The organism is Paraburkholderia domus (assembly GCF_905220705.1).
Classification (GTDB): domain Bacteria; phylum Pseudomonadota; class Gammaproteobacteria; order Burkholderiales; family Burkholderiaceae; genus Paraburkholderia; species Paraburkholderia domus.
This window is the reverse complement of sequence record NZ_CAJNAT010000020.1, coordinates 1-13,280: the sequence shown is the minus strand read 5'-3', so window position 1 is coordinate 13,280 and position 13,280 is coordinate 1. Positions and strand designations below refer to the sequence as shown.

General features: G+C 63.2%; 12 protein-coding genes and 1 riboswitch. Of the genes, 8 read left to right on the top strand and 4 right to left on the bottom strand.

Annotation, left to right across the window (positions count from 1 at the left end; translation table 11 throughout):
• Positions 1-104 precede the first annotated feature (104 nt).
• Both speB and KHO31_RS26875 read left to right on the top strand, forming a co-directional pair.
• Positions 105-1,079 (top strand): agmatinase, encoded by a 975-nt coding sequence (speB, locus tag KHO31_RS26880; RefSeq protein ID WP_201072819.1) that lies wholly within the window; start codon positions 105-107, stop codon positions 1,077-1,079.
• Positions 1,080-1,135: 56 nt separating this feature from the next.
• Positions 1,136-2,236: a polyamine ABC transporter substrate-binding protein gene (locus KHO31_RS26875; protein ID WP_201073006.1), complete on the top strand. Its 1,101-nt coding sequence runs from the start codon at positions 1,136-1,138 to the stop codon at positions 2,234-2,236.
• Positions 2,237-2,254: 18 nt separating this feature from the next.
• On the opposite strand, the gene cobM is transcribed toward KHO31_RS26875, so the two are convergent.
• Genes cobM through cbiE form a run of 4 tightly spaced genes read right to left on the bottom strand, consistent with a single transcriptional unit; the run spans position 2,255 to position 6,153 of the window.
• Complete coding sequence (gene cobM, locus KHO31_RS26870) at positions 2,255-2,983, bottom strand: precorrin-4 C(11)-methyltransferase (protein ID WP_201072817.1); 729 nt, start codon at positions 2,981-2,983, stop codon at positions 2,255-2,257.
• Positions 2,984-3,029: 46 nt separating this feature from the next.
• Complete coding sequence (locus KHO31_RS26865) at positions 3,030-3,752, bottom strand: cobalt-precorrin-6A reductase (protein WP_211624510.1); 723 nt, start codon at positions 3,750-3,752, stop codon at positions 3,030-3,032.
• Positions 3,749-4,837 (bottom strand): cobalt-precorrin-5B (C(1))-methyltransferase, encoded by a 1,089-nt coding sequence (locus tag KHO31_RS26860; RefSeq protein WP_211624508.1) that lies wholly within the window; start codon positions 4,835-4,837, stop codon positions 3,749-3,751. Before KHO31_RS26860 ends, KHO31_RS26865 begins: the two co-directional genes overlap by 4 nt.
• Entirely contained in the window at positions 4,837-6,153 is a 1,317-nt protein-coding gene (gene cbiE, locus KHO31_RS26855) for a precorrin-6y C5,15-methyltransferase (decarboxylating) subunit CbiE (protein ID WP_201122396.1), read from the bottom strand. Before cbiE ends, KHO31_RS26860 begins: the two co-directional genes overlap by 1 nt.
• Before the next feature lie 84 nt (positions 6,154-6,237).
• Positions 6,238-6,416: riboswitch (cobalamin riboswitch) on the top strand.
• A gap of 83 nt (positions 6,417-6,499) precedes the next feature.
• Here cbiE and KHO31_RS26850 point away from each other — a divergent pair.
• From KHO31_RS26850 to KHO31_RS39480, 6 genes are all read left to right on the top strand, one after another.
• The gene (locus tag KHO31_RS26850) at positions 6,500-8,143 is read left to right on the top strand and encodes an oxidoreductase (RefSeq protein ID WP_211624506.1); all 1,644 of its coding nucleotides are present in this window, start codon (positions 6,500-6,502) and stop codon (positions 8,141-8,143) included.
• Complete coding sequence (locus KHO31_RS26845) at positions 8,136-8,762, top strand: precorrin-8X methylmutase (RefSeq protein ID WP_201122400.1); 627 nt, start codon at positions 8,136-8,138, stop codon at positions 8,760-8,762. The genes KHO31_RS26850 and KHO31_RS26845 overlap by 8 nt, the downstream gene beginning before the upstream one ends.
• Positions 8,763-9,494 carry a precorrin-2 C(20)-methyltransferase gene (locus KHO31_RS26840; protein WP_201072792.1) on the top strand — a complete coding sequence of 244 codons (732 nt, stop codon included), beginning with the start codon at positions 8,763-8,765 and terminating at the stop codon, positions 9,492-9,494.
• Entirely contained in the window at positions 9,491-11,335 is a 1,845-nt protein-coding gene (gene cobJ, locus KHO31_RS26835; RefSeq protein WP_211624504.1) for a precorrin-3B C(17)-methyltransferase, read from the top strand. The genes KHO31_RS26840 and cobJ overlap by 4 nt, the downstream gene beginning before the upstream one ends.
• 344 nt (positions 11,336-11,679) lie before the next feature.
• Positions 11,680-12,969 carry a TolC family protein gene (locus KHO31_RS39485; protein WP_236072355.1) on the top strand — a complete coding sequence of 430 codons (1,290 nt, stop codon included), beginning with the start codon at positions 11,680-11,682 and terminating at the stop codon, positions 12,967-12,969.
• Positions 12,855-13,172 carry an ATP-binding cassette domain-containing protein gene (locus KHO31_RS39480; RefSeq protein WP_328822740.1) on the top strand — a complete coding sequence of 106 codons (318 nt, stop codon included), beginning with the start codon at positions 12,855-12,857 and terminating at the stop codon, positions 13,170-13,172. The genes KHO31_RS39485 and KHO31_RS39480 overlap by 115 nt, the downstream gene beginning before the upstream one ends.
• Positions 13,173-13,280 lie beyond the last annotated feature (108 nt).

Here is a 13,280-nt window from a genome sequence, read left to right as displayed (position 1 = left end):
CGCAATCATAGCGCCAGTTGCCCCTCACACGCCGCATGCCGTTTCATCAAACATGAGGAATATTTGTGTGACGGTGCTCGTTAAAACTGACCGGATCGACCTGCATGACCCTGAATCTGAACGCTTCGCAGCTCACTGCCACCGCGGCCGACGCAGCCGGCCAACCCGCTGCCCCCACCTACGCCGGCGTGCTGTCCTTCATGCGCCGGCCCTACACGCGCGATCTCACCGGCGTCGACGTCGCCGTATCGGGCATTCCGCTCGACCTCGCGACCACCTTCCGCCCAGGGACGCGTTTCGGCCCGGCGGGCATGCGCGCCGCCTCGGTACAACTGTCCGAGCTGGGCGCGTTTCCGTGGGGCATCGATCCGTTCGATCATCTGAACGTGGTCGACTACGGCGACTGCTGGTTCGACGCCCACAACCCGCTCGGCATTCGCGACGCGATCATCGCTCATGCCCGCGAGATTCTCGCAACGGGCACCCGCATGCTGACATTCGGCGGCGATCACTACATCACCTACCCGCTGCTGGTCGCGCACGCTGAAAAATACGGCAAGCCGCTGAGCCTGATTCATTTCGACGCGCATTGCGACACGTGGCCGGACGACAATCCCGATTCCTTGAATCACGGCACGATGTTCTACAAGGCGATCCGTGAAGGGCTGATCGATCCCGCGCGCTCGGTGCAGATCGGCATTCGCACCTGGAACGACGACTTCATGGGCGTGCGCATTCTCGACGCGCCGTGGGTGCATCGCAACGGCACGCAGGCGACCATCGATCAAGTGCTGTCGATTGTCGGCGACGCACCGACCTACCTCACCTTCGACATCGACTGCCTCGATCCGGCCTTCGCACCCGGCACCGGCACGCCGGTAGCAGGCGGCCTCAGCTCGGCACAGGCGCTGGAAATCGTTCGCGCGCTTGGCCCCGTGAATCTGGTCGGCGCGGACGTGGTGGAAGTGTCGCCCCCCTACGACCACAGCGACGTGACCGCGCTCGCCGCGGCCCACCTGGCCGCCGATATGTTGTGCCTGATGCGCAATCAGAAGCTGCAGCGCCATCAGCACATGTAAGGCCGGCAACCGCCCTGTTGAAACCACTCTGGATGACCATCATGCCCCACCCCATCATGAAGACCAGGCCGGCCGTGTCGATGCTGGCAGCGCTGCTGTTGAGCACGTTCGGCGCAACCGCGCACGCCGATGAAAAGCTGCTGAACCTGTACAACTGGGCCGACTACATCGCGAAGGATACGGTGCCGAACTTCGAAAAAGAGTCTGGCATTCATGTGCGCTATGACGTCTACGACGGCGACGAAACCTTGCAGGCGAAACTGCTGACGGGCTCGACCGGCTATGACGTCGTGGTGCCGACCTCGAACTTTCTCGCCCAGCAGATCCAGGCCGGCATCTACCAGAAACTCGACAAATCGAAACTGCCGAACCTGGTGAATCTCGACCACAGTCTGCTGAAGCTGGTCGCGGATGCGGACCCTGGCAATCAGTACGCGGTGCCGTGGGCGTGGGGCACCACAGGGCTCGGCTACAACGTCACCCGGGTCAAAAAGATTCTCGGCAACGACGCGCCGCTCGATAACTGGGACATCCTCTTCAAGCCCGAGTATCTAAGCAAACTGAAGAGTTGCGGTGTGTCCGTGCTCGATGCGCCGACCGATGTGTTCGCGGTCACGTTGCACTATCTCGGCCGCGATCCGAACAGCGTGAATCCGGCCGACTACCAGGCCGCGTACGAAGCGCTGAAGAAAATTCGCCCGTACATCACGCAGTTCAACGCGACGAGTTATATCAACGACCTCGCCGGCGACGACATCTGTTTCGCGTTGAGCTGGTCGGGTGACGTGTCGATGGCGAGCCATCGTGCACGCGAGGCCAACAAGAGTTACGAGGTTAAATACTTCATTCCTCAAGGCGGTGCGCCGGTCTGGTTCGACATGATGGCGATTCCGAAAGATGCACCCCATCCGGAAGCGGCGCTCGACTGGATCAACTACATCGAGCGCCCCGAGGTTCATGCCGGCATCACCAATGAGGTGTTCTATCCGAATGCGGACGCCGCCGCGCGCAAATTCGTGCGTCCGGAAATTCTCAACGATCCGACCGTGTATCCGCCCGAGTCCGTGTTGAAAACGCTGTTCCTGCTCAAGCCCTTGCCCGCTCCGATCAAACGCCTGGAAGGCAAGCTGTGGGCGCAGTTGAAGACGGGGGGATAACGGGTCAGACGGTGCGGATCAGCCGCCTTTAGCGTACAACGTCGACTCTGCAAATCCTTCGGCAGCCAGCACCTGTCCGACCAGAATCAGCGCCGTCCGCTCAATATTGGTTGACTGCACTTTGCCGACGATATCGTCGAGCGTACCCGTGATTTTTTCTTCATCTGGCCAGCTTGCACGATAGATCACCGCGATCGGACAATCACCCCCGTAATGCGGCCGCAATTCATCGACGATGCGCGCGAGATGGCGCACGCCGAGGTGAATTGCCATTGTCGCGCGATGTCTCGCGAGGTCGGCGAGTTGTTCGCCTTCGGGCATCGTCGTCTTGCTTGCAAAGCGCGTGAGGATCAGCGTCTGCGAAATGTCCGGCAACGTGAGCTCGCAGCCTAGCGTCGCCGCGCATGCCGCGGTCGCCGTCACGCCGGGCACGATCTCGTAGGGAATGTCCAGTTCGCGAAGCCTGCGGATCTGCTCGCCGATCGCGCCGTACAACGACGGGTCGCCGGAATGCACACGTGCCACGTCCTGGCCGTTGTCGTGCGCTGCCTTGAGTAACGCGACGATCTGATCGAGGTCGAGGTCGGCGGTATTCACGACCTGCTCCGCGCTATGCCCCTCGAGAACAGCCGCAGGCACCAGCGAGCCGGCGTACAGGATCACCGGGCAGCCACGCACGAGCCGCTGCCCTTTCACTGTGATCAGTTCCGGGTCGCCCGGTCCCGCGCCGATAAAAAACACCGTCATTCAATACTCCATGATTCGTTTGGCCGGCATGTCATGCATGCGCCATTTAAGCTGAGACTTGCAATGCTTCCAGCAAGTCGGCCACGTTTGCAAACTCGCGATCGACGGCGGCCAATTCAGGGCGCCGCAGCATGACGACCGGCAAGCCGCGCTCGCGTGCGACTTCGAGCTTGGCCTCGGTGGCGCTACCGCCGCTGTTTTTGCTGACGACGACATCGAATGATTCCGCGCTGAACAACGCTCGCTCGCCTTCGAGCGTAAACGGGCCGCGCGTCGCCAGAATCCTCGCACGTGGAGTGGCTTCGTGTGCATCGAGGCAGCGCACAGTCCAGAACTGCTGCGGCGGGATTTCGTCGAGATGCGCGAGCGGTTCGCGGCCGAGCGTGAACAGCGGCCGCTTGAACGAAGCGAGCGCGGCCGTGAGTCCGGCCCAATCGTCGACCATGCGCCAGTCGTCGCCGGCCTGCGGCTGCCATCCTGCGCGACGCAGCGCCCAGCACGGCACATGCGCGGTGCGGCTCGCCCTCGCGGCATTGGCGCTGATCTGCGCCGCGTACGGATGCGTCGCGTCGATCACGAGGTCAATACCTTCATCCTGGATATAGCGCGCCATGCCTTCGCTACCGCCGAAGCCGCCCACACGCACCCAGCACGACAGGTCGTCCGGCACCTTGCCGAGGCCCGCGAGACTGTAGACGTGCTCGGGACCAAGCTGTTTGGCGATCCGCAAAGCGTCGCCGGTTCCGCCGAGCAGCAGGACCCGCTTCATTGCGCGGCTCCGATCAGATTGCCCTGGCGGTCGATCGCGAACATTTCGACGGCGACCTGCGGCGGCACGATATCGCGCGCGACGGCGAGCGCGTGACGGCAGACGATATCGCCGAGCGGCACGTTTTGCGCATGCGCCAATGCAACAGCCTGCTGACTCGTGTTGGCTGCGAGGATCGCGGCCTGCAATGCATCGTCCGCGCCATGCCCGGCAGCCCAGCTTGCAAGCCGTTCCAGATCGATGCTCGAATTCCGGCTGTGCAAATCGAGGTGCCCTGCCGCCAGCTTGCTAAGTTTGCCGAAGCCACCGCACACGCTCAAGCGCTCGACCGGCGCACGCTTCATATGCTTGAGCACCGCGCCGACGAAGTCGCCCATTTCGATCAGCGCGATATCCGGCAGACCGTAATGCGCGCGCATCGCGTCTTCGCTCGCGTTGCCGGTGCAGGCAGCAAGATGCATGTAACCGTTGGCACGCGCGACGTCGATACCCTGATGAATCGACGCGATATAGGCCGAGCACGAGAACGGCCGCACGATGCCGGTGGTGCCGAGAATCGACAAGCCGCCGAGAATGCCGAGGCGCGGGTTCATCGTTTTCAGTGCGAGTGCTTCGCCGCCTTCGACGCCGATCGTCACTTCGAAGCCGCCGGTGTATCCATAGTCCGCCGCGAGCTCGGTCAGATGCTCGGTCATCATTCTGCGCGGCACGGGATTGATCGCCGGTTCGCCGACCGGCAGCGTGAGGCCGGCGCGCGTCACCGTGCCGACGCCTGGTCCCGCACGGAATGTCACCCCCGGTTCGGCAAGCAGCCGCACGCGGGCGAATACGATCGCGCCGTGCGTCACGTCGGGATCGTCGCCGGCATCCTTGGTGGTGCCCGCTTCCGCGCCGTCGGCGCTCAGGCGGCAGAACACCAGCGGCATCGGCACATGCTGGCCCTTCGGCAACACGATCTCCGCGACCTCGCTGACGATACCCGCGAGCAACAGGCGCGCGGCCGCGAGCGACGTCGCGGTGGCGCAACTGCCGGTCGTGTAGCCGCTACGCAGCGGCGCGGGTTGTTCGGGCGTTTCTTCGCGCATTACGGTTGGGGGGAATCGGCGGAGGTAGTTAAAGTGCCGGACGTGCTTGATGCGCTATTTGCGGCGTTCACGATGGCGGTGACGTCCGTGCGATGAACGGGCTTCGTGACATCCAGCAGCGTAATCGGCAACGCCTGGCGCCACGTATCGAAGCCGCCGAGCGGCTGTGCGTCGGCAAGCGCGATACGGGTCAGTGTGCCGCCGTATTGCTTACGCCACGCCACGAGCGACGCCTCGCCTTGCAAAGTGACCGCATTGGCGACCAGTCGCCCGCCACCGCGCAGCCGCGCCCAGCAGGCGTCGAGCACGCCCGGCACCGTCACGCCACCGCCGATGAACACGGCATCCGGCACAGCCAGTCCCTCCAGCGCATCAGGCGCGCGGCCGGCCACCAGTTGCAGACCCGGCACGCCCAACGCATCGCGATTATGTTCGATGAACCGTTGCCGTTCCGCGTGCCCTTCGATCGCGATCGCGCGGCAAGTCGGATGAGCGCGCATCCATTCGATGCCGATCGAGCCGCTGCCCGCGCCTACATCCCATAGCAATTCGCCGGGCGTCGGCGCGAGACGCGCCAGCGTGATCGCGCGGACGTCGCGTTTGGTCAACTGACCGTCGTGGCGAAAGGCGTCGTCGGGCAAGCCGGTGGTCAGCGGCAGACGCGGCGCACCCTCCGTTGCGCGGCATTCGAGAGCAATCAGGTTCAGCGCCGCCACGTCCCCCGCGGACCACTGGTCCGCACGGCCATCGATACACCGCTCCGACTCTCCGCCCAGGTGTTCCAGCACGGTCATCCGGGTCGCGCCGAAACCGCGCGCGTTCAGCAGTTCGGCTAATGCTGCGGGCGTGCGCCCGTCGGCGCTCAGCACGAAGACGCGCGCACCGTCGTGCAAATGAGCGTTCAGTGTCGGCAACGGCCGGCCGACCAGCGAAACGGTAGCGACATCCTGCAATGGCCAGCCGAGCCGCGCAGCCGCCAGCGACAACGACGACGGCGCGGGCAGCACCCGCAACTCGCCTGCCGGCAACTGCCGCGCCAGGGTCGCGCCGACGCCGAACAACATCGGGTCCCCACTCGCCAGCACACACACGGCCCCCGCGGACTCCACGGCACCATTACGCTCCGCCAGCAAAGGCGCGAGATCAAACGGCTTCGGCCACGCCGCACGGCGCGCGGCGAGGCGTGCAGGCAGCATCGCCAGATGACGTTCGCCGCCGTAGACCACCGACGCTTCCAGCAAAGCACGCCGCGCGGCCCTCCCCAAACCGGCGAAGCCGTCCTCGCCTATGCCCACCACGGTCAGCCACGCCGGCATGCATCCATCCTCATTCTGTATCTTCAAATATTGCGCTGTGCCACGCCGATCAAAGCGTCCAGCCTCGTTGTGCTGTTCGAAAAAAGGCATAATACAGCCGCCGGTGCCCTTCGGGGCCGAAGAGGGAACACAGTGCCGCTGTGGCTGCCCCCGCAACTGTATGCAGCGAGTCCGCCTGCGCTCCGCGCCACTGGTTCGACCGGGAAGGCCGCAGCGGACCATGACCTGCGAGCCAGGAGACCTGCCGGCCAGACTGTTCGTGCCAGCCTACATCGGGCGGGGTGTACCGATGCCGTAGCCATGCCGCCTTGCGGCTTGCTCGGGCCGTCGCGCGACGCTCAACCCGGTGTCCGTCTTGAATCAAGCTTCGCCCTCCACTGCTTTGTCCGACGCGGCTCTCGCGCTGCGGCCCTCGGCGTGCCCGGGGCTGCTGCGCATCGTCGCCGCCCGCGACGGTGGGATTTGCCGCATCAAATTGCCCGGCGGTGAGTTGAGCGCGGCGCAAGCTGCCGTCATCGCCGACGTCAGCGAGCGGCATGCGGCCGGCGTGGTTGAACTGACCAATCGCGCGAATCTGCAGGTGCGTGGCGTGCGCAGCGGGCATGAAGCGGCGTTGATCATGGCGCTGGTCGATGCGGGGCTGGGGCCCATCCGGTCGTTAGGCGCAACTGATGCGTCCGGGCTGACACCGGCGACCGCGGCAGATGTTTCAGAGGCGTCTCAGGCCGACGCAGCGGACGCTTCAAAAGCACGATCGCCAACCGCACAGCACGCTTCAAATCCGATGCAGGCAACTGCTGCGGACGATGTGCGCAATGTGATGGTGAGCCCGACGGCCGGGCGCGATCCATTTGCGCTGTTCGACACGAGGCCGCTCAGCGTCGAACTGCTCACCCTGCTGCAAACTGAAGCGCGTTTCGCGGCGCTTTCACCGAAATTCGCGCTACTGCTCGACGGCGGTGAGCGCCTTGCCAGGCTCGATCATCCGCATGACGTCTGGCTGGCAGCGACTCAGGCGGAAGACGGCGTGCGATTTGTGTTTGGTTTGGCGGGTTGCCCGCCTGGGGTGGCGAACGCGAACGCGAATGTTGAAGTTGATGCAGATGCAGATGCAGATGCAGATGCAGATGCAGATGCGTTCCAGCATGCCGAATACGCCGACTCGCATGACGCCAAGGAGCGTCTTCGCACGGATAGCTCCGGCGCTCTGGCGGCCGTGTTGCCTTCGCAAGTCGCCGTCCTTGTTCGCGCGCTGCTGCACACGTTCCTCGATCTGGCCACAGCCGATGCCACGCGCATGCGTCATCTACTTGCCACGCATTCCGTCGACGCGCTATTGCAGCACGCTCAAAAATATGTCGATTTCCCACTGACACGCGACACCTCGCTCGCAAGCTGGCAACGCCTCACGCCTGCCGATGCCACGCTGCGCCTCGGCGCGCACGCACAGCGAATCGTCGGCATGCTGCACGCAGGCGGCCAGCCGCCGCTCGGACGCCTCGACGCCGCAACCTTGCGCGGCCTCGCCACGCTCTCGCAACAGCAGGGCAACGGCACGCTGCGCATGACACCCTGGCAAAGTGTGTTGCTGCCCGATATCACTGCCGATGCCGCGCCCGCCGTGCTCGCTGAAATGAAGGCACTCGGCCTCGCCTGCGATCCCGCGCGACCCATTACGCACTTAATCGCGTGTGCCGGTTCTACGGGCTGCGCAAAAAGCCTCGCCGATACCAAAGCCGACGCGCTAGTTTTGGCGGATCGCTTGCCTGACGGCGTCGACGTTCATCTGAGCGGCTGTCCGCGCTCATGCGCCGCCGCACATTGCGCGCCGTACACGCTGCTGGCCGCGGCACCCGGCATCTACGACCTTTATCGACGCGACGGCCAGCCGGGTTTCGGCTCGTGCGTCGCGCACCAACTCACGATCGAACAGGCCGCCGACATGCTCGACTCATTGGCACACCCGGCCCGGAGCCCTTTAGATGCTTGAATACATTCGCGACGGTCAGGAGATCTATCGCCAATCCTTCGCGACGATACGTGCGGAGGCCGATCTCTCACGCATCCCCGCCGACCTCGAAAAACTCGCGGTACGCGTGATCCACGCCTGCGGCATGGTCGACGTCGTTGAAGACCTTCAGTTTTCTGAAGGTGCAGGCGCGGCGGGCCGCACGGCACTGGCACGAGGCGCGTCGATCCTGTGCGATGCAGGCATGGTGGCACAAGGCATCACGCGTGCGCGACTGCCTGCGAACAACGAAGTGATCTGCACGCTCACGCATCAGGACGTGCCCGCACTCGCGCGCGAACTCGGCAATACGCGCTCGGCGGCGGCGCTCGAATTGTGGCGGCCGCATCTGCCAGGCAGTGTGGTCGTGATCGGCAACGCGCCGACCGCACTCTTTCATCTGCTCGACATGCTCGATGCCGGTGCGCCGAAGCCCGCGTTGATTCTTGGTTTTCCAGTCGGTTTTGTCGGCGCGGCCGAATCGAAAGCGATGCTTGCTGAAGACAGCCGCGGCGTGCCCTACGTCGTGGTTCACGGTCGACGCGGCGGCAGCGCGATGGCCGCCGCCGCTGTGAATGCGCTGGCGACGGAGGTCGAGTAAATGACGGTGCAAGGACGTTTGTTCGGCCTCGGCGTCGGCCCGGGCGACCCGGAACTCATCACACTGAAAGCCCTGCGGTTGCTCAAAGCGGCACCCGTGGTCGCGTATTTTGTCGCGAAGGGCAAAAAGGGCAATGCCTTCAGCATCATCGAGGCGCATCTGCATGATGCTCAACAGCATTTGCCTCTCGTTTATCCCGTCACGACCGAAGCGCTCGAGCCGCCGCTTTCGTATGAAGCGATCATTGCCGATTTCTACGACACCGCGGCGGAGATCGTCGCCGATCATCTCGATGCCGGCCGCGACGTCGCGGTGATTTGCGAAGGCGATCCGTTTTTCTACGGCTCGTATATGTATTTGCACGACCGCCTCGCAGCGCGTTTCGAGGCCGAAGTCGTGCCCGGCGTGTGCTCGATGCTCGGCGGCGCGGCGGTGCTCGGCTCGCCGCTGGTGTATCGCAATCAGAGTTTGTCGGTGCTCTCCGGGGTATTGCCCGAAGATGAATTACGGCGGCGCCTCGCCGATGCGGACGCTGCCGTCATCATGAAACTGGGCCGCAATTTCGATAAGGTGCGGCGCGTGCTCGGCGAACTGGGGCTCGCGCATCGTGCGCTTTACGTCGAACGCGCGACGATGGGCAATCAGCGCATTGTGCCACTCGCCGAAGTCGATCCGATGGCGTCGCCGTATTTTTCGCTGCTCGTCGTGCCGGGGGAAAAATGGCAAGGATGACGCCACCCGCCATCGTGATTCTCGGTGCGGGTGCGTTGGCGACCGCACGGCGGATTCAGGCGCTGTATGCCGGCAGCCAGGTGCATGCCTTGCAGGGGCGTGTCGAGGCCGACGTCTCGTACACCGAGCTCCGCGCGCATCTGTGTGATCTGTATGCGCGCGGCACGCCGATCATCGCGTTGTGTGCCGCCGGGATCGTGATTCGTTGCGTTGCGGCGTTGCTGTCGAACAAGGGCGTCGAGCCGCCGGTGTTGGCCGTTGCCGAAGATGGCAGCGCGGTCGTGCCGTTGCTCGGCGGACTTGCAGGCGTCAACGTCATGGCGCGTGAGATTGCTGCTGAATTGGCTGTATCGCCTGCGATTACGACAAGTGGTGAACTCCGCTTCGGCACGTGCGTGCTCAATCCGCCTGAGGGCTATGCGCTCGCCGATATCGCGCAAGGTAAGCGCTTTGTTTCGGATCTGCTCGCTGGAGAAACCACGCGAATCGAGGGTGAAGCACCGTGGCTCGATTGTGCGCAGTTGCCGCGCTCTGAATCAGCACGTCTCGCGATTCGCGTGACGCCGCGAGCGTGGGATGGGCGTGATGACGAGTTGGTGATTCATCCGCGGAGTGTCGTCGCGGCGGTGACCGTGGTGGGCACCGACACCGCCCCCGGCGCAAATGCGGATGCGGATGCAGACGGGAATGCAGATGCGGGTACTGGTACCAGTGCACACCCTGCTACGAACGCAGGCCTCGGCGCAAAATCCAGCCCAGACGCGCAGACGAATTCCGGTGCGCGAATCACTGCGCTGGTGCGCGAAGCGTTGGACGCGCATGGCCTCGCGGCGCTTTCGCTCGCGGCATTGCTCGCTTCTCCCGAACACATGGCGAACCCGGCGCTCGCCGATGCCGCTGCGAGCCTGAACGTGCCGCTGCGTTTTGCTCAGCCGCGCCCAGAAGACGGCGAGCCACCGGGTAATTTGCTGCATGCCGCGCTGCGCGTCCCTTATGAAATGCTGCATAACAACGCGGACGCGGGCGTTGCGCTTGCACTGGCGCCGTTGGCAATCGACCCCGACACGATTGGTCGCGCACGTGGCCGCTTGACTGTAATCGGCCTCGGTCCCGGCAGCGCCGACCTGATGGTGCCCGCCGCACGGACAGCGCTGAACGAAGCCACCGATATTCTCGGCTACGAAACCTACGTGAAAATGGCCGGCCCCTTGCGCGCCGATCAACGCGTACATGGCACGGACAATCGCGAAGAGATGCAACGCGCACGCCATGCGTTCGAACTGGCCAGCACAGGACGGTCGGTGGTCATGGTGTCGTCCGGCGATCCGGGCGTGTTTGCGATGGCGGCGGCAGTGCTTGAAGCACTCGAAGAAGGCGGCTCGACGAACGCCGATTGGCGCGCGGTTCAACTCGCCATCGTGCCGGGCGTGTCCGCAGCCATGGCGACCGCAGCGCAAGCCGGCGCGCCGTTGGGCCATGACTTTTGCATGCTGTCGCTATCCGACAATCTGAAACCGTGGACCATCATCGAAACACGTCTGCGGCATGCGGCCGAAGCGGATCTGGTAATGGCTTTCTACAACCCGATCTCTCGCGCACGACCGTGGCAGTTGGATAGAGCTTTGGACATCGTGCGGGAATATCGCAGCACAGCGACGAAAGTCGTGCTCGGCCGCGATATCGGCAGATCCGGCAGCACACTGCGTACGATCACGCTCGGTGAACTTCGCTCGTCGGATGTGGATATGCGGACAATGGTGATCGTGGGGTCGTCGACGACGCGCGCGTTTGCTAACGGCGTCGACGGAGAATGGGTTTATACGCCGCGGTGGTATGAGTGAACATTGTGCTCGCTCAATTTCTCTCTTGACCGATTGTTGAAGGCGAGGCCACCTTTCATTAGCCCTTCAACAAATTACTAAACGCCGTTGAGAACAGGCTGAATTCTTAGTATGACTCTCGCAATTGCAGACTGACTAAGAACATTCCAAAAACAGCTTGCAGTGTTGTAATAATAAGCATTCCAAATATTTTTCAATCCCCACGTTTTCGGACTTATCCGATTTCGTCACCCCTCTGCCTCATCAAAACTCAGCGACTACTTACTTCGAACACGGCATTCGGCGCCTCTCTCACGACACGCTGATCGCGTCGTGTTTTCATAGGCTGAGGGACAAACATCACGATGTGGCGGAACCATGCTCTACGCGATGGACAACCGACGAACTCCGTAGCGATTGCCCTGTGTGCATTCGTTTTTCTATTCGGCTTCCGGCCGGCCGGGGCAGAAAGTCTCTCCCAGTTCGCCGCCGATGCGTTCGCGCATGACGCCAAGCTTGCGAGCGCCGAAGCTAGCTACCGGGCGGGTCTGGAAAAGGAACCCGAAGCCCGCGCCGCATTGCTTCCGCATCTCGGACTCACTCAATCTGATTTCAAAAATGCCATTCATGTGCCGGGTCAACCGGCCGCGCCCTATTCCACAACCGGCGCAACACTCTCGCTGAATCAGTCAATTTTCAATTGGGACGACTGGCAGGCCTGGCAGCAAAGCAAGCTATCTGTCGCCGACGCCGGTCTCGCGTTCTCAAGCGCCAAACAGGACTTACTGCTGCGCGTCGCACAGGCCTATTTCGACGCGCTCGCAGCGAAAGACAATTTCTCGCTTGCCCAGCAGCATCAGCGCTCTGTGAATGAACAGCTTGCGTTGACGAAGCGAAGCTTCGCGTTAGGCGCGGCGACCATAGTCGACTTGAATGAAGCGCAAGCGGGAGCGGATTCGGCACTGTCCGATCTGGTTCAGGCGCAAAGCACGCTCGACAGGCGCTACGCCGCGTTGCAAAAGATCGTCGGTCATCCCGTGGATTCAATCGACCCAATCGACGCCGATGCGAACGTTTCGCGGATCATCGCCGACTCGCCCGATCCATGGATAAGCGACGCGACATCATCCGGCCTCGACGTCAGGCGGCAACAGATTGCGCTCGAAATCGCGCGACGCGATGTCAGCAAAGTCGATGCGGGTTATATGCCGACGGTGTCGATCATCGGCAACGCAAGCCATGGCAACGCCGCGTTCATTAACGGACAAACCAACTTCTACACCGGCGCCAACCGCGCGACATCGGGCGAGATCGGCATCCAGATCAGCATTCCGCTCTTCGACGGCCTGTCGACGATGAGCAAGAAACGCGAAGCCCTCGCGCTCAAAGACAAGGCTCAGGACGACATCGAGGACGCACGCCGCTCGGCCGCTCTCGACGCCCAGCAGGCGTTCCTCGGTGTACGCGATGGACAGGCGCAGGTCTCGGCGTTGCGCACCGCACAGCGCTCGGCCGCTTTCTTGGCTACGTGCCGCAGGACGTGGAGCTGTTCGCGGGAACCGTTGCTGGGAATATCGCGCGCGATCCGAGCCCCGCTGCTGCCGACACCGGCGCGATTGTGCGCGCAGCGCAACGGGCACACGTCCACGAGATGATCCTCGGGTTGCCCAACGGCTACGAAACAGAAATTGGCGAGTCCGGCGAAACCTTATCGGGCGGTCAACGTCAAGCGATTGCCGTGGCACGGGCGCTCTATGGCGATCCGAGACTGGTCCTGCTCGATGAGCCGAACGCCAATCTCGACGCAGAAGGCGAACGGTTGTTAAACAGCGCGTTGCTGCAGTTGAAACGGGACTGACCTTGCCCCTGTTTGACGAATCCCTTAGCCAAGCGAATTATGCGGCTTCACCTTGCTGAGCCGCGAACCAGTTCTTCTCGAATGTCATGGGGCTGACGTAGTCGAGTG

What these genes read in the sequence shown, in the direction of transcription:
- speB (WP_201072819.1), top strand. Translation starts at nt 105, where the DNA reads ATGACCCTGAATCTGAACGCTTCGCAGCTCACTGCCACCGCGGCCGAC.
- KHO31_RS26875 (WP_201073006.1), top strand. Translation starts at nt 1,136, where the DNA reads ATGAAGACCAGGCCGGCCGTGTCGATGCTGGCAGCGCTGCTGTTGAGC.
- cobM (WP_201072817.1), bottom strand. Translation starts at nt 2,983, where the DNA reads ATGACGGTGTTTTTTATCGGCGCGGGACCGGGCGACCCGGAACTGATC.
- KHO31_RS26865 (WP_211624510.1), bottom strand. Translation starts at nt 3,752, where the DNA reads ATGAAGCGGGTCCTGCTGCTCGGCGGAACCGGCGACGCTTTGCGGATC.
- KHO31_RS26860 (WP_211624508.1), bottom strand. Translation starts at nt 4,837, where the DNA reads ATGCGCGAAGAAACGCCCGAACAACCCGCGCCGCTGCGTAGCGGCTAC.
- cbiE (WP_201122396.1), bottom strand. Translation starts at nt 6,153, where the DNA reads ATGCCGGCGTGGCTGACCGTGGTGGGCATAGGCGAGGACGGCTTCGCC.
- KHO31_RS26845 (WP_201122400.1), top strand. Translation starts at nt 8,136, where the DNA reads ATGCTTGAATACATTCGCGACGGTCAGGAGATCTATCGCCAATCCTTC.
- KHO31_RS26840 (WP_201072792.1), top strand. Translation starts at nt 8,763, where the DNA reads ATGACGGTGCAAGGACGTTTGTTCGGCCTCGGCGTCGGCCCGGGCGAC.
- cobJ (WP_211624504.1), top strand. Translation starts at nt 9,491, where the DNA reads ATGACGCCACCCGCCATCGTGATTCTCGGTGCGGGTGCGTTGGCGACC.
- KHO31_RS39485 (WP_236072355.1), top strand. Translation starts at nt 11,680, where the DNA reads ATGTGGCGGAACCATGCTCTACGCGATGGACAACCGACGAACTCCGTA.